We start from the raw sequence: 17,435 nt of genomic DNA, 5'->3' as shown, positions 1-17,435 counted from the left end.
CGAAATCACTTGACTATACTGCCCCCTTATGCTCTTCGCATCTGACGAAGTCAGTAACCATACCTACGGCAAGGCGACGCTGACGTGGTTTGAAGAGATTTTCGAAGAGTATTAAATAAAAATTATTGTATGTTGTTGCCCTTAACTTGGAATGATAAGGGAATAACTAGAAAGATTTGTGAATATAGACTATTTCTGATATACTAAATATACAGTAATAATGAATGATGGGAGATGGGATGAAAGAATTTCAATTTGAGAGAAAGCAGCGTTTTTCTTTGAGGAAATATGCAATAGGAGCTTGTTCAGTCTTGCTAGGAACGAGTTTATTTTTTGCTGGTATGGGTGCTCAACCTGTACAGGCTACAGAAACGAGTTCAACACTAATTTCAAGTCATTATTTGGATGAGCAGGATTTATCTGAAAAGCTGAAATCTGAGTTGCAATGGTTTGAGGAAAATAAGATTGAGGTAAAAGAGGGAAAAGAATACTACTTTATCTATCGAAAATTGGCTACAAGATTACCAGAAACAGGTCTGTTTTCTAATGATGGGATGTTTATCTTGGGGGCAGGATTATTATTGCTTTCCTTTACTTTAATCAAGAGAAAAAAGGGAGCGTCTTACTTCCTTGTGAGCGTCTTTGCTGTTGGTGGATGGGGAGTATCCATCTCTGCTATTGAAAATCTGGTAGAATTGCAACCAGCCCTTGTTAAGAGAGTAGAAGGTCAGTTTCTACCAAGTCCTGAAAGAGTCCAAGGATATGAATTTACGGGATATTATTTGGTAAGAGATAGTGCTAGCAAGGAACTTTCTGTTGATAAGGTAGAATCGCCAGCATTATCTCAAAAGGAGGACAGTTCAGAACCTCAATCTAAGAAGATTGTACCACAGACTGCATCTCATTTTAGCTCGACTGAAGACCTTGTGCAATCTCCTCAACCATCCTACGCAGTTGAGAAAATTGTTGAAGCTCCTGATGAAATTGTGCCTATAGGGCCTAAGGAAGAAGTTGCAGGAAATCCCAAAGTAGAACAACCGAAAGCAGAAGATAATAGTGATTATAAAACAAGTCCTGAGGAAGGTGTGTTAAATGCCACAGTAGAGAAACCAGAATTGCTAGTCACTACAGAGGAGGTTGCTTTCCAAACGATAGAACAAGAAGATGCAACCTTAGCTAAAGGGCAAACTAAAGTTGTTCAAGAAGGTGTTGTTGGTGAACGCACCATCTATACGGAAGTCACTATCGTTAATGGGGAAAAATCTAGCAAAGTTATAGAAAATATAATCACAAAAGAACCGGTGAACAAGGTGATTGCAGTTGGGACTAAGGAAGAAGTTGAACCCAAATCTGAGGAAAGTAGACCAGTTCAACCTGAAAAAACTCCAATAGTAGAGAATGAAACAGAGAAAAAACCAGCTGATGGAATAGGACAACCAGGACCAGGAGCAGAAGAAACGCCGGGTACAGAAGCAACACCAGGAGAGAAACAAACACCTGACAAACCCAAAGCCGAGCCGAAGCAACCAGAACCAGCAAGCCCAGCCGTGGAATCAGGGGGCAAGGAGAATCAAACTCTTGCCCCACAAGGTACTGAGTCTAATCAACCATCTAAAGAAACTGCTGAGACCAAAGATTCTGAGCCAGAAAGCCCAGCCATGGAATCAGGGGGCGAGGAGAATCAAACTCATGCCCCACAAGGTACTGAGTCTAATCAACCATCTAAAGAAACTGCTGAGACCAAAGATTCTGAACCAGCAATCCCAGCCGTGGAATCAGGACGCGAAGAAGATCAATCTCTTGCGGAACAAAAGGGTGAGGAGAAACAGCTGGAGAATTCAGTTGAGGGGGTAAAAGATGTTGGTGAGTCTGCCCCACAAGGTACTGAGTCCCAGCCACCATCTAAAGTAGCTGCTGAGACCAAAGATTCTGAGCCAGAAAGCCCAGCCATGGAATCAGGGGGCGAGGAGAATCAAACTCATGTCCAACAAGGTACTGAGTCTAAGCTACCATCTAAAGAAACTGCTGAGACCAAAGATTCTGAACCAGCAACCCCAGCCATGGAATCAGGACGCGAAGAAGATCAATCTCCAGAGGTCAACCCAAGTCAAGGAAACGAACCAGCTCCAGCTGTTCAGCCTGAACCCTCAGCTCCCCAAGAGCAACCAACTGTCCCAAGTCCAGTAATGAAAGAAAAAGTACTGGACTATAAAACAATCTATACAGCATCGCCAGCTTTAAATTACAAAGAGCAACGAGTAGAAGTAGCAGGCGAAAATGGTAAGGAAGTGACAACTACTTCTTACAGTTTTGATGAAAGTACTAGGAAAATAGTAGAAAACACTTCAACAAAGATAGAAAAACATCCAGTAGATAGAGTTGTTAAGGTTGGAAATGTAGAAGAAACAACCTCAACAACCAAAAGAGGTGAACAGTTTGTTGCGGATGAGTCACTTGATAAAGGTGTCAAAGAAGTCAGAAATCAAGGTCAGGACGAAGAAACGACAACAATAAAAGTTTACAAAGTAAATGAACAAACAGGAGACTTGACTGAGCCAGATGTAACGACAAAAGTCGCTAAGCCAATGCAAGCGAAAATAACGGCAGTAGGAACTAAGTCTAAGGTTGAAATAAAGGATACTCCGTTTGAAACACGATATGTAGCAGATGAGACGCTAAGTTATAAGGAAAAAGTAGAAACACCAGGTGAAAAAGGGCGTACAGTATCAACTACAACATACACAGTAAATCAAGAAACAGGAGCTATCTCAGAAGAAACTACAACAGAAAACACTCCAGCTAAAGACAAAATAGTAAAAGTTGGAAATGTAGAAAAGATCGTGTCACCTATAGAAATCACCGAGTTGAGAAAAGATAACCCTGAACTTCCAAAAGGAAAAGAAGAGGTTGAAGATGCAGGTGAGCAAGGGGAAACAACCGTCACTAAAACTTATGAAGTTAATCCGGAGACAGGAGAGTTAACAAATCCAATTGAGAAAACTGAAATAACTAAAGCTATGCGACAAAAAGTAATCTTGGTTGGTACTAAAGAAGACACTCAAATTCCTCAGACCAAAGTAGAGACCAAAGCTGTTCCTTATGAAACCATTTATGAAAAGAATGAAGCGCTAGACCACGGCGTTACAAGAGTAAAAATTTCGGGTGTTGAGGGACAAGAACAAGTTACTACTACCTATACCAAAGATCAAGCAAGTGGCAATATTTCTGAGAGTAAAACTGTCAAAATAGTAGCCAACAAAGTTGATCAAGTTGTAGAAGTTGGAACTGAACCGAGTGTTGAAACCACTGTCCTATCTCATAAAATGATCTACCAGGTGAATCCTGCTTTGGAGTTCAGAAAAGAGGAAGTAGCGGTTGCAGGGCGTGATGGTTCGGTGGAAACTAGGACGACTTATCAACTAGACCAGGCAACAGGTCAGGTGACGGTATCTGACACCACTAGACAAGTAAATCCAGCAGTCGATAAAGTGATTCAAGTTGGTAATGTGGAAAAAGTAATACAACCGATTGCTGTTACTGAGGAACGAAGAGAGGATTCTTCTCTTGCTAAAAAGATGGAAAAGGTAGCCTCTGAAGGAGAAGTTGGTGAGAATACACTGACCAGAACCTACGCTATCAATGAACAAACTGGTGAATTGGTTAATCCTCGAGAAGTGAGTCAAATAACAAAACCAATGAAACCGAGAGTTGTTTTAGTTGGTAGTCAGGAGGATAAACCACACATCCTTCCAACAAATAGTGAGAGAGAAGATGCTGTGGATGTGTCTGCTCTGACCACAAGCGCGAGGTCAGTAGACTTCTTACATGACAGTAAACTAAAAGCACAGTTAGAGCCTACCTATGATCCTCGAGATATTACCCTGCGTAAAATCTTTCTCAGAAAAACACAACCAAATATTACTGACCAAGAGGTCAAAGATATGTTGCGCATAGAGTATCTTCAAAAACTGTCAATCCAAGAAAGCTTTGATCAGACGAAGAGGCAAGCTGAGTCAAGTTTCAAAAAGATTGCCTCGCATACATTAGGAATTATAGGAGATACCCCTAAAAATCGCAGCAAGGTCAAACAAGAGCTGGAGCAATACAAAGAGCAGATTTTGTTGGGACTGTCTTATATCAATCGTTTTTATAATATTCAATTTGGGGACACGAATATTCGTGATATTCTGGCCTTTAATCCAAGTTCATTTGGCAATAAGACAATGACAGCCTTGGCTAGTTTGAAAAAATTAGGATCCATGTCTTATGAAGAGATGAAATTGACCAATAGTCCTCAAACATTTACAAAATATTTATCGACTATCACCGGTAAGGCTAGCTTGAAGGAATTTTTAGACAGCAATCGCCAACTCTTTATGTCAGATGATGCGGATACCTGGCTTAAAAAATCTAGCCAAGCTATGATTGTTGAAAAACCATCTAAGGAAAATCCTTCAGCGCATGTCGGGCTGTATAGCAAGTTGACAGCTGGGGAAAAGGATCCTCGTAAACAAGAGGCTAATATGGCTGCTATTTTGGGACTTTTGAATGTGAAAGAACCAAATGTTTATGTGATTAGTAATATGGCGACGATTACTTACGGTAATATTGGTTCCTATATAGATACTTCTCTCGCCCAGTCTAATCCAACTAAGTACCAGGCTGAGCTTGCTAGAGTCAAGTCTTTAATTGAAAAGGCGGCTGTACAACAAGCCAACTATGTTGATACTCTTTATCGTATAACAAAACCAGAAAATCGTGATAAGTTGCTGACAAATCGCTTGATTATTGATACGATGAAGAAATATACAAGTAATCCGAATGCCCAGATTGATAGCACTTGGTCACCAGCTACTGGTAGTGGAGCTGATAAGGGGGTCGACCAGTTTATGACTCCTATGAATTACTATTCTCCAGTAAGTAAGGTGGGAGCTGAGGCTAATGGATTAGGTGTCCGTTACTTTATAGATAGAGTTCTGGATGATAGAGGTTCAGCGACTTATTCTCATGAAATGACGCACTTACTAGATAGAACGGTCTTGTTTAATAATCACGGTCGTCGAGATGGTACAGCCGCAGAGTTTTATGCGCGTGGTATTTTTGAAAACTCCTATAATCCAGAAAAGGATACTTATTTCAATCTCAACTTTGTATATGATGAGAGTGATAAGGATGGATTTTACAATAAGACACCTGATCGATTTAAAACGGCAGAAGATTTGCAATCTTACATGAAGGGAAGTTTTGATGTCCTTTATACTCTAGATTATCTAGAAGCTGAGGCAACGAAAAATCTAACTGATGAAGAAAAAACTAAATATTTCAAGAAAATAGTTCCTATTAGTTCACCATTTAGAAGATGGATAGATTACCGTAATACAGCAGTTAAACCGACTCATAAGAGTGAGGAGATTCAAGCTCTGACCTTAGAAGATGCCAAAAACTTGACAGATATTGATAGTTTAATTGACAATCATATCCTGGTCAATCGTTATATCATTGCTGGCTTTAAGGATAAAGGTAAAATTGCACCAAATGGTTACTATACCGTTGATATGTTTGATACCATTTATGGTGTTAGTCAAAATGACTCTGGTATGAGTGGGGACATCACCTTTAGAAAACAAGCCTTTGAATTGATGGCTGCTTTGGGCTACTATGAAGGATTTGTTCCTTATGTATCAAATCAGTTTAAAGAAGAAGCTGAAGCAGAGGGAGTACCGTTATCAGATAAATATATTTTTGATAAAATTCTAGGAAAAACATATGCTGAGTTCAAAAAAGAGCAAATAAATGAGCGTGTTGAGAAATTAGGTAAGTTAACACCAATTACTATAAATTACAACGGAAAAGAAGAAGTGATTGATAGTAAAGAAAAATTACAAGAGCTTATGAATAAAGCTGTTAAAGAGGAACTTGCTCAAATAAAAGCAGGAAACACAACAGCTCAGAAATTTATGTTTATCGAAACACCCGTTCAAAAACTGAAAAAAGCGATTTATAAAGCTTATCTCAAAGATTCAGATGACTTTAGACAGTCGATTTATAATAGCTAAGACAAAAGGAACATCTCTCTGGAATGAACATTCAGAGAGGTGTTTTTTGCGCTCTTGTAAGGTTTGACCTTGTTTCTTGAAAATGACAGTTTATATGAACATGGAGTGATTTTCAGACTTTTCCACAAATTATAGAATCTTTTCTGAGGATTTAGGGAGTGATGGAGGAAGTCTTGAAAGCGCTTTTGTTTTGTGCTATAGTCAAGTCAATAGACTTGTTTAACGAGGAATGCTTGTATGAGAAGAGAAGAAGTTTTACGAAATCACTGGTTTTTTAGTCAAGAGGTGGGGAAAGAAGAGGCCTTGGCGCCGGATTTTCAGAGGGAAAATTGGCAGGCCATTCAAGTACCACATGACTGGAGTATTTACAATGATTTTGATCAGTATTCGCCAGCGCAAAATGAGGGTGGTCAGTTAAACGGGGGTCAAGCTTGGTACCGGACACAGTTTTACTTGGAAGAAGATGCCAGTCTTGTTTCGGTGCGTTTGCTCTTTGACGGGGTTTACATGAATGCCCAAGTCTATATTAACGGACAAGTGTTGGGCTATTATCCCAATGGCTACACACCCTTTTCTTATGATATCACCCCTTATCTAAGAAATGATGGGACGGCCAACCAGCTTGCGGTTTTTGTGGAAAATAAGCAACCTAGCAGTCGTTGGTACTCTGGTAGCGGTATTTATCGAGAAGTAAAATTATTGATGACAGATTCGGTGCATCTGGATTTGTATGGGATTACGATAGCAAGTCCTAAGCTAAAGGAACAAAGAGCTGGGTGGGTGGAAACCCAGCTTGAAAGCAAGGTTTCAAATAATGGGCCTCAGTCCGTGTCGGTATATTTGGAGCAGAGTATCTGGTATGATGGACAACAGGTTTCAGACTGGCAGGCGACAGACTCTCTAGTGATTGAGTCTGGAGGCAAACATCATTTCCAACAAGCCATATCAATTTTTCAACCCTTGCTTTGGGATATTGATCATCCTCACCTTTACCAATTGAAGACTCGCCTCTACAAAAATGGCATTTTGGTTGATGAAGAAGAGGAGACTTTTGGTTACCGCTATATGGATTGGCAAGCGGATAAGGGTTTCTTTCTAAATGGTCGCTGGTTGAAGATTCATGGGGTTTGTTTGCACCATGACTACGGAGCATTGGGAGCTGTGGAAAACAAGTCAGCTGCTGAGAGACGCTTGCGCCAGATGAAGGAAATGGGGGTCAATGCTATCCGAATTACCCATAATCCAGCTAGTAGTATTTTGCTGGATCTGTCTGCCAAAATGGGCTTACTTATCCAAGAAGAAGCCTTTGATACCTGGTATGGAGGCAAGAAAGAATATGACTATGGTCGCTTTTTTGAGGAAGAAGCGACTCATCCAGAAGCGAAAGCAGGCGATTTCTGGTCAGATTACGATTTGCGCACCATGATTGAGCGTGGCAAGAACAATCCAGCGATTTTTATGTGGTCCTTGGGAAATGAAGTCAGCGAAGCAAATGGAGATGCTCATTCATTGAAGACTATCAAACGCTTGCTGGGAAGGGTTAAGGAAGTGGATGATAGCCGTTTTGTGACCATGGGAATGGACGAGTTTCGCTTTGGAGATGGGTCTGGAGGCCATGAAAAGATAGCCGATTTGCTGGATGTGGTAGGCTTGAATTACTCGGAAGACAATATTGATGGGATTCGCAAAAGACATCCTAAGTGGCGACTTTATGGATCTGAAACCTCATCGGCTACAAGGACGCGTGACAGCTATTTTCGCCCAGATAAGGAATGGGTTGGGGATAATCGCCGCGTGCGGAATTTTGAACAGTCAGACTATGGCAATGATCGAGTTCCTTGGGGGAAGACAGCGACGGCTTCTTGGATAGCAGATAGAAATCGGCTAGACTATGCGGGTCAGTTTATCTGGACAGGAGTGGATTATATTGGTGAGCCCACTCCTTGGCACAATCAAAATGACATGCCTGTAAAGAGTTCCTATTTTGGGCTTGTGGATACGGCAGGGATTCCTAAAAATGACTATTATTTCTATCAAAGTCAGTGGTTGGACCTAGATCAGTATCCCATGGTTCATATCCTACCCCATTGGAATTGGGAAATCCACAAGAGTTATCAACAAGTTGTGGATAAGTATGGGGATATCCCTGTTCGAGTGTATTCAAATGCCCGTTCTGTAGAGCTATTTCTCAATGGAAAATCCCAAGGTAGGAAGACCTTTCAGGAAAAATGGACTTCAGACGGTCGAAGATACCAGGAGGGACAAGGTTCTGACCAGCTCTATCTAGAATGGCGATTGGCTTATCAACCGGGAGAATTGCGTGCTGTGGCCTATGACCGTCAAGGTCAGCTTGTGGCAGAAGATAGGGTGGTGACTGCAGGTAAGCCAGCCAAAATCGGGCTACATGCTGAGAAGACAAAACTGGAGCCAGATGGGCAAGACCTCCTCTATCTCTATTTTGATGTATTGGACAAGGATGGAAATTGGGTGCCGACTGCTTCCAATCAGCTTCATTTTGAAATTGAAGGCCCTGCTCTTATTGTAGGTGTGGATAATGGTAGGCAGGCCAGTCGTGAACGTTACCAAGCCCAGAAAAATGGTCGGTTTAAGCGGAAAGCCTTTCATGGCAGAGGTGTCCTCTTAGTTCAGAGCTTGGAGCGGGTAGGTCAAGTGAGAGTAAAGGCCAGTGCCAGAGGGCTAGAGCCGGCAAGTTTCGATCTCTTAGTGGGAGAGGATTTGGCTTGCCAGTCAGTGAAAAATCAGCGCTTATTTGAGATTCGAGTGGACAAGCAGGCAGGATTACAAGAAGGGGATTCCCCAGCTATTGGACTTTATCCACAAACTGTGGATAACCTTGTGAACAAGGTGGGGAATAGTGAAGTGATTTGGGAGACGAGTGGTAGTGCCCACGCCATTATCAAGCAGGGAGTGCTTCATTGCTTGTCTGCAGGCGACTTGGTTATCAGTGCTATTTATCAAGGAAAGACCTATCAAACTCATTTGCAGGTGGCAGAAAATACCTCACTAGGGCAGGCAGTTTTTGTACGACCACTTCGCTTGTATACAGCTAAGGGGACTTATCCACATCTTCCATCTTCAGTTTTGGTGGACTATGAGTCTGGCGGTGCAAAACGAGTCAAGGTTGTTTGGGAGGCAATCTCCGAAGAAGATATGGCAAGCTTTCATGAGTTTATGGTATCTGGTCAGCTGGAAGGGCTGGATTTAAAGGCTTCTGCTCAGATTTGTGTCCAAGGGATTTGCGCTATTGAGACTGAAAGGATTTGGACGCTTGTCAAGGAAGCCCCACACCTACCAGACCGAGTTAAGCTAGTCTTATCAGATGGCAGACGAGATACGGCCAAGGTGACTTGGGATGAACTCGATCCTCAAGTCTATGCTCAGGTAGGAGAATGTATTCTTACAGGACAAGTAGCGGGCTGTGAGTTGCCAGCAACAGTCACCATTCATGTGACAGATGCCAGTGTAGATGGGGAAGTCATTTCCAATCAGTGGACAGGATCCAACCTGCCTCTGGTATTTGCTTCCCACTCAGAGCCTAATCACCCAGTCTCTTACCTCAATGACAAGGTCATTTCTCGGAAGAAATCGACAGCCAATACTTGGATTGCCAAGTCAGAGCAAGCCAATGTCGGCATTCTTTTTGGAGATGCAGGGATTTTAAAACCGCGATTTGTGGATAATGTGACCTTGTATTATGTCGAAAATCAAGACTACGTGGCGGTGGATCCTACCCATATCGATTATTATGTAGGGAATGAGCCTAGCTTGCCTCGGACTCCAAATCATTTGGACAAGGATTCTCTGCTCAAACAAGAGGAGAATTGGCGCCCTGTATCAGCTATCCGAAAAGTGTCAAGTGACAAGGATGAGGAGCTTCGTTTTGAATTTGACAAGGTGGAAACCTATGCCCTTCGTCTTCGATTTGAAAACTTGGCAAGCCCCCTAGCCTTAACAGAATTGCAAGTGTATGCCAAAAAAGTAAAGAAAAATGTAGATAGGAAGTAGTATGGTAAGAGCAATAAAACCGCATGGCCCCTTGCCTAGTCAGGCCCAGTTAGCGTATTTAGAGGATGAACTAGCAGCCTTTATCCATTTTGGGCCTAATACCTTTTATGACCAGGAATGGGGGACAGGTCAGGAGGATCCTGAACACTTTAACCCGACACAGTTAGACGCGCGTGAGTGGGTTTGTGTACTCAAGGAAACGGGCTTCAAGAAGTTGATTTTGGTGGTCAAGCACCACGATGGCTTTGTCCTCTATCCGACAGCTCACACAGATTATTCGGTTAAGGTCAGTCCTTGGAGGAGAGGAAAGGGAGACTTGCTTCTTGAAGTATCCCAAGCTGCCACAGAGTTTGATATGGATATGGGGGTCTACCTATCACCGTGGGATGCCCATAGTCCCCTCTATCATGTGGACCGAGAAGCGGACTATAATGCCTATTATCTGGCACAGCTGAAGGAGATTTTATCAAATCCTGCCTATGGAAATGGAGGGAAATTTGCTGAGGTCTGGATGGATGGAGCCAGAGGAGAGGGCGCGCAAAAGGTCAGTTATGAATTTGAAAAATGGTTTGAAACCATTCGTGACCTGCAGGGCGACTGCTTGATTTTTTCAACAGAAGGCACCAGTATCCGCTGGATTGGCAATGAAAGAGGGTATGCAGGTGATCCCCTATGGCAAAAGGTGAATCCTGATAAGCTAGGAACAGAAGCAGAGCTGAACTATCTTCAGCACGGGGATCCCTCGGGCACGATTTTTTCAATCGGAGAGGCAGATGTTTCCATCCGTCCGGGCTGGTTTTACCATGAGGATCAGGATCCTAAGTCTCTCGAGGAGTTGGTCGAAATCTATTTTCACTCAGTAGGGCGAGGAACTCCACTCTTGCTTAATATTCCGCCGAATCAAGCTGGGCTCTTTGATGCAAAGGATATTGAACGCCTCTATGAATTTGCGGCCTATCGCAATGAGCTCTATAAAGAAGATTTGGCTTTGGGAGCTGGGGTATCTGGTCCAGCTCTTTCCGCAGACTTTGCTTGTCACCATCTGACAGATGGTCTTGAGACCAGCTCTTGGGCAAGCGACGTAGGCTTGCCAATCCAGTTAGAACTAGACCTAGGATCTCCTAAAACTTTTGATGTAATTGAGTTAAGAGAAGATTTGAAGCTAGGGCAACGAATCGCTGCTTTTCATGTGCAAGTAGAGGTGGATGGTGTCTGGCAGGAATTTGGCAGGGGCTTCACAGTTGGTCATAAGCGCCTCTTGCGAGGGCCGATAGTAGAGGCACAGAAGGTGCGCGTGATGATTACAGAGACACAGGATTTACCTGTACTGACCAAGATTTCCCTCTATAAAACTCCTAGCTTATCAAAAAAAGAAGTTGTTCAGGGATTAGCATTTGCAGAAAAAAGCCTAGCTGTGGCAAAGGGAGAGACTCTTCATTTTAGGATTGAACGTAGCGAAAGTAGTACTCCTTTGGAAGCTAAGATTTCGATTCAACCGGGGACAGGTGTCCATGGTGTCGTCTATCAGGACGAGATTCAAGTCCTTCAATTCCAAGCTGGGGAAAGCAAAAAAGATTTGACCATACCAACCCTGTATTTTGCTGCCGATAAGACCTTGGATTTCTATCTGAATCTGACTGTTGATGGACAGCTGATTGATCAAGCTCATATTTTAGTTGAAACGAGATAAAATATCTTAACAACTCATTTCTTTTCCGAATAAATAGATAGTAGCAGTGAATCTAGTAAACCTAGATTTAAAAATGTGCTATAATGAAAGGAGAAGAAATATGACATTACGTCATCCGGGCATTAGCCCAACTAATGACTTGGTTGCTAAGAAAATTTTCAGCAACCCAGAAATCACTTGTCAGTTTATTCGCGATATGCTGGACTTGCCAGCCAAAAATGTGACCATTTTGGAGGGAAGCAACATTCACGTCTTGCCTTCCCTGCCGTACTCGGCACAGGATTTCTATACCAGTATAGATGTTTTAGCTGAACTAGATAATGGCACTCAAGTAATCATTGAGATTCAAGTCCATCATCAGAATTTTTTCATCAATCGCCTGTGGGCTTATTTGTGTAGTCAGGTCAATCAAAACCTAGAAAAAATTCGCCAACGTGAAGGTGACACCCACCAGAGTTACAAACACATTGCACCAGTATACGCTATCGCAATTGTGGACAGCAATTACTTTTCAGATGACCTAGCTTTTCATAGTTTTAGTATGCGCGAGGATACGACAGGTGAGGTTTTAACCATCACCAATAATGGACAAGAAAATCATCTGGTTAAGATGGCGTTCTTGGAACTAAAAAAATACAGAGAAACCAGCAAAGACGAGGTTCGCAAGCCGTGGTTGGAGTTTTTTGGTAATAAGCCCTTTACTCAGGAACCCGAGCGAGCCATCAGCCAAGCAGATCAACTGCTGGACTACAAGAGCTGGTCCGAGGAGGACAGGGAGATGTTTAGTGAACAACGCAGACGCGAAGAACAAGCCTTGCTAGCGCAGGACTATGCCTTGGAACAAGCTGAAGAAAAAGGGTTGGAGAGAGGTCGTGCAGAAGGTCTTGAACGTGGTCGAGCTGAGGGGATTGAACAAGGCATCGAAAAAGGTTTAGAGCGTGGACTTGAACGTGGAAAACTTTTTGCCTTTCTGGATATGGTTCGGCAAGGACTTCTGACTTCCGAGGTTGCCAGCCATCAGCTGGGTATGAGCGTCGCTGAGTTTGAGTCGCTATTGAAAAAACATTACAAATAAGACCTAAAAAAATACAGAGAAACCAGCAAAGACGAGGTTCGCAAAGCATGGTTGGAGTTTTTTGGGAATAAACCTTTTACCCAGGAACCCGAGCGAGCCATCAGTCAAGCAGACCAACTGCTAGACTATAAGAGCTGGTCCGAGGAGGACAGGGAGATGTTTAGTGAACAACGCAGACGCGAAGAACAAGCCTTGTTAGCGCAGGACTATGCCTTGGAACAAGCTGAAGAAAAAGGGTTGGAACGCGGTCGTGCAGAGGGGATTGAACAGGGTTTAGAGCGTGGTCACATGATTACAGCCTATGAGAATGTGGCTCTCTGGCATGAACACGACATTTCCCACTCATCAGCTGAGCGTATCATCACACCTGATACGACCATCTTGATTGACTACATGCTCAACCGTTTTGGAAATATCGTCAAGAACTTGACGGTCTTACCAGAAAACATGATCCGCAACATGAACGCGACTTTTGGTCTGATCTTTAGCCAACGTGCCATGTTGACCTTGATTGGTAAAAGGCATGACCCGTGAGCAAGCCTATGACTTGGTACAACCAAAAACAGCCTACTCTTGGGACAAGCAAGTAGACTTCAAACTACTTCTGGAAGCAGATCCAGAGATGACATCACGTTTGACACAAGAGGAAATCGATGAGATTTTCAACCATCTTTACTATACCAAACGAGTGGAGCCTATCTTTGAACGTCTAGGATTAGAATCATTAGAAAAAATCGAATTTCTATGACTCCATTTATAGGAGTGAGAGAACTTCGATTTTTATGTTATCTCAAAGCCCATTGCTAAAAAATATAATAGATTGAAACTAGAATAGTACACCTCTGCTTCTAAAACATGGTTAGAAATCGATTTGATTGTCCTGATTGATTTGTCCTATTTCTATTTCATTTTACTATAGAACCGTCCCATAAGGAGGGAGATTGGAAAATCTCCAGACTAGAGAAGTCAGCGACTTTCTTTGAATCTTGTTCCTTAAAGCTAGTCGTCTTTTTCAAGTGACCTGAATCTGCTTTAAAGCTGCCCTACTGAAGGGAGAGCACAATCAAACTGTGCCGCAATTTCCCTAAAAGCAGCCTCGAGATGAGCCTCTATAAAAGCTTTCGACTCCTCTATAAGGAAGCTTTCGATTTTTGATGACTGGCTCTTTCCGCTCTCAGTGTCCTTGCTCACCTCACTTCTTTTCCTAGCTGAAGAGAGTTCTGAGACCAAGATCAAAAACTTTGGCTGCCTCGGCAGGCCTGTGTTCTTTTTTGATGCCATCCAATGCTCCTTGCTTAAAATCAGTAGGCTAGGCCATGGCTTTCTGATAACCTGCTTGTTTAAAACTGAGCAGCTATAGTAAGTGGTCAAGACTAGTCAAGTAGTCAGGAGAGGTAAGGAGCCGCTATCTTCTGTTCTATGGCAAGCAATCAGAATAGCTAGTGATATCACTGGCAGTTTCTCTTTTTTAGGCTCCTTGCATGTTGTCATCTTCAAATGATGCTAATGAAAAAGGCGCACCCCCTTACATTTTTTCTACTTATTTTGTCGAGGCTAGTGAAAAAGATAGAGTTATTTTGAAAAAATAATATTTATAGAAATTAAGGGTTGAATGAATCCTAAAAAATCAGAGCATAATAATCGGTAAATCCTTAACAAATTTATAAAATAATGAAAAATATGGATAAAAAAACCGAATAAAATTCACGAAAATCGAAAAAATGTTTTTTTTTTTTAGCAAAATATTAGCAAACAAAAAAGTTGCATATATCTTGGTAATTATGTATCATAGTAAAGTAAATCTATGCATAGAGGAAGTCTCCTTCTATAAGGAAGGAGGAGCCTCTCTTACGTAGAAAAATATAATCTTAAAGGAGATTTAAGTAATGGACAAGAAAGTATCCATGAGTCGTTCTGAGCGCCTGCGTCGTGAGAAGGTCACGCGTTATTCTATTCGTAAATATAGTTTTGGTGCGGCTAGTGTGGCAGTAGCGGCTCTATTTATGTTTTTGGGGAACGGAGCAGTGTCAGCTGATGAGAATGGCACAGACCCACAAGGCGGAGCCGCTGTGGCAGCTAGCCCTAACGGAGGGGAGGAGGCTGACCCGGGAGGTGGAGCAACGTCTACTGGCACAGAAAACCAAAAACCTGTAGCAGATATCCCCTATTCTATTCCTAGTGAAAAGAAAATCTTTGTCTATAATGAGGAAGATGCAGGTATTGAAATTCCTGTCCACGATGATAGTGGGGAAATTCTTTATGCAACAGTCAAAAAGGGTTCGAATCAGGGATTTAAGAAAGTTACCGGAGAAGAGAATAAACTTAATCTTGAGTTTGGATACACTGCAGAGGTAATTAATGATGCTGAATCGACCAGTGCAGCTGCTACTCAAGCTACCCAAGCTGCTCCTGCTAAAATTACCATTTCAGGAAAACCGAGTGAGGATTTAAAAAGAAATGCTAGGTATACAAAAACTGAGGAACAAACATTAAATATTGGGACGCGCTTTGTAAAGGTTGGTGATACACAAGGACTGAGGAATGTTGTAGACTCTGGGACAATAAGAGATCCAGGATATATGTATTTTGTCCTTAAATCTCAAACCTACAAATATAGCATCCAGGAACCCGCAACCAATGCTGATAAAATCAGTGTCTCAAATATTGACAATTTAACTACTGCAGATATTGAAAAAATTAAAACTCAGCTTAAAGTTGAATATTCTAAAACTAGCCAGGACGCTAGACTAGAGTCTAAAAAAGGAACTGTTGTAGAACCTCGTGATTCAGTAGTGGAGAGTGTAGATGTAGCGAATGGAACCGTCACTGTAACCTATAAAGACGGTTCAACAGATATGGTTCCAGTTGCTAATGTAGCACGTACCAATCAACCTCCAACAGTAGATATTCCATATTCTGATCCTACTGAAAGAGAAATCTATGTGTATAGTGGAGAAGACAACTCATTTGATATCAAAATTAAAGATGATGCAGATAAGATTAAGTCTGCTAAACTGCTGAAAGGTGGGAATAGAACCTTTAATCCTGTTCGAGATGAAGAAAATAAAGTTGATACGGAGTATGGATATAAGGCAAATGAGTTTACAACTGAAACACCAGCATCAGAGACTAATCCAGCAGTTATTACCTATTCGGGTAGGACAACTGCGACAAGTGATTTGTCACAAGATAAATTAGATAAAGGAACAAAAGGGGAAAATCCTAGACGCCTAGCTTTGGGATGGCGTTATGTGCGGGTTACAGACCTTGAAGGAACAGACTTTACTGGATCTGAAACGGAAAAAAACAATGATCATGCTTTCAACGTTGTCAATAAACCTCAGAGGCAAAAATATGATATAAAAACTCCTGAGGAAGCCGACAAGGTTGTCGTTACCGACCCTGCAGCTGTAACGGAGGAAGAGTTTGCAAAAGTAAAAGAAAAAGTCAAGCTTGAATATTCTAAAACCAATCCAGATAAACGGTTAGAGTCTAAGCGCGGTCAAGAAGTAGAGGATAAAGATAGTAAGATTCAATCAATCACAAAAGATGGAAATGATTTACTAGTAACCTATACAGATGGATCTATAGACAGAAGACCACTAACAGAGTTTACGACCCTAAATAAACAACCTGCGATTGATGCAGTGAACAAGGCTGCAGAAGATAAGATTGCAGAAATTAATGCTATTACAGATCCTAATACTACCGATGATGAAAAACAAGCCGCTATCGCTAAGGTAAATGCAGATAAGGAAAAAGCATTAGCAGCCATTAATGATCCTAACCTAACAACAAAAGCTGCCTTGGATCAAGCTCAAACTGCAGGGACAACCGCCATTGCAGCAGATAATCCAGTAGTAGCTAAAAAAGCTGAAGCCAAAGCGGCAATTGAAGCAGCACGTAAGGCCAAAGAAGATGCTATTAATGCAGACATAAATCTATCAGAAGCTGAAAAAACAGCCGCTATTGCTAAAGCCAATGAAGCAGCCCGGGCAGCAACTGAGAAAATCGATGCAGCGACGACAGATGCAGCTGTAGATGAAGCGCAAACAGAAGCCACTACAGCCATTTCTAAAGTAAACCCAATCGCTAAAGAGAATGCTAAGGCAGCAATTGCCAATGCCTTAACAGCTAAAAATGATGAGATTGATCAGCGCACAGACCTAAGTCAAGCAGAAAAAGACGCAGCTAAAGCAGAAGCCAAAAAATTAGCTGATGCAGAATTAGCTAAAATCAACGCTCAACCTGATAATGAAGATACAGAAGATGCAGCCCGAGCAACCCAAAAACTTGTGGACGCTGCAGAAGATAAAGGTGTAGCGGATGTTACCTCTGTGACTCCAGTAGCCAAAGATGCTGCTAAACAAGCAGTGGCAGATGAACTAGCTAAGAAAGAAGCAGAAATCGATGCTCGCCAAGATCTAACAGCTGAAGAAAAAGATGCAGCTAAGAAAGAAGCTCAAGCGAAAGCAGCTGAAGCGAACAAGGCCATCGATGCTCAACCAGATGTAGCCGCAACACCAGAAGAAGCCAAAGCAGCTCAAGAACAAGTAGATGCCGCTAAGACACAAGGTGTAGAAGCGAT

At 42.1% G+C, this 17,435-nt stretch carries 6 protein-coding genes and 1 pseudogene; 6 read left to right on the top strand and 1 reads right to left on the bottom strand.

The genetic code is table 11. From position 1 onward, the window contains the following. Positions 1-239: 239 nt before the first annotated feature. From HT669_RS06035 to HT669_RS06015, 5 genes and pseudogenes are all read left to right on the top strand, one after another. Entirely contained in the window at positions 240-6,056 is a 5,817-nt protein-coding gene (locus HT669_RS06035; RefSeq protein ID WP_172922623.1) for a ZmpA/ZmpB/ZmpC family metallo-endopeptidase, read from the top strand. 237 nt (positions 6,057-6,293) lie between these two features. After that, positions 6,294-10,082, top strand: coding sequence for a sugar-binding domain-containing protein (locus HT669_RS06030; protein ID WP_001250575.1), 3,789 nt, complete (start codon positions 6,294-6,296; stop codon positions 10,080-10,082). Between the two features lies 1 nt (position 10,083). Beyond that, positions 10,084-11,772, top strand: coding sequence for an alpha-L-fucosidase (locus HT669_RS06025; protein ID WP_000251022.1), 1,689 nt, complete (start codon positions 10,084-10,086; stop codon positions 11,770-11,772). Positions 11,773-11,872: 100 nt separating this feature from the next. Next, positions 11,873-12,847, top strand: coding sequence for an Rpn family recombination-promoting nuclease/putative transposase (locus tag HT669_RS06020; protein ID WP_000175246.1), 975 nt, complete (start codon positions 11,873-11,875; stop codon positions 12,845-12,847). A gap of 279 nt (positions 12,848-13,126) precedes the next feature. Then, positions 13,127-13,595 (top strand): annotated as a pseudogene (locus tag HT669_RS06015) (adenylosuccinate lyase); the annotation flags it as partial. A 284-nt stretch (positions 13,596-13,879) separates the two neighbouring features. On the opposite strand, the gene HT669_RS06010 reads toward HT669_RS06015, so the two are convergent. Continuing rightward, complete coding sequence (locus tag HT669_RS06010; RefSeq protein WP_166735466.1) at positions 13,880-14,128, bottom strand: hypothetical protein; 249 nt, start codon at positions 14,126-14,128, stop codon at positions 13,880-13,882. A gap of 605 nt (positions 14,129-14,733) precedes the next feature. Between HT669_RS06010 and HT669_RS06005 the strand changes: the two genes are divergently transcribed. Beyond that, positions 14,734-17,435, top strand: a 2,702-nt coding sequence (locus tag HT669_RS06005) for a DUF1542 domain-containing protein (RefSeq protein WP_172933657.1), incomplete at its 3' end; no start/stop codon positions are given.

Origin of the sequence: Streptococcus sp. 2100, from assembly GCF_013276335.1 — a bacterium.
GTDB classification, from domain to species: domain Bacteria; phylum Bacillota; class Bacilli; order Lactobacillales; family Streptococcaceae; genus Streptococcus; species Streptococcus pseudopneumoniae.
Note: the sequence above shows the minus strand (reverse complement) of the source record. Positions and strands in the feature narration are given on the sequence as shown.

What these genes read in the sequence shown, in the direction of transcription:
- HT669_RS06010 (WP_166735466.1), bottom strand. Translation starts at nt 14,128, where the DNA reads ATGGCATCAAAAAAGAACACAGGCCTGCCGAGGCAGCCAAAGTTTTTG.
- HT669_RS06035 (WP_172922623.1), top strand. Translation starts at nt 240, where the DNA reads ATGAAAGAATTTCAATTTGAGAGAAAGCAGCGTTTTTCTTTGAGGAAA.
- HT669_RS06025 (WP_000251022.1), top strand. Translation starts at nt 10,084, where the DNA reads ATGGTAAGAGCAATAAAACCGCATGGCCCCTTGCCTAGTCAGGCCCAG.
- HT669_RS06030 (WP_001250575.1), top strand. Translation starts at nt 6,294, where the DNA reads ATGAGAAGAGAAGAAGTTTTACGAAATCACTGGTTTTTTAGTCAAGAG.
- HT669_RS06020 (WP_000175246.1), top strand. Translation starts at nt 11,873, where the DNA reads ATGACATTACGTCATCCGGGCATTAGCCCAACTAATGACTTGGTTGCT.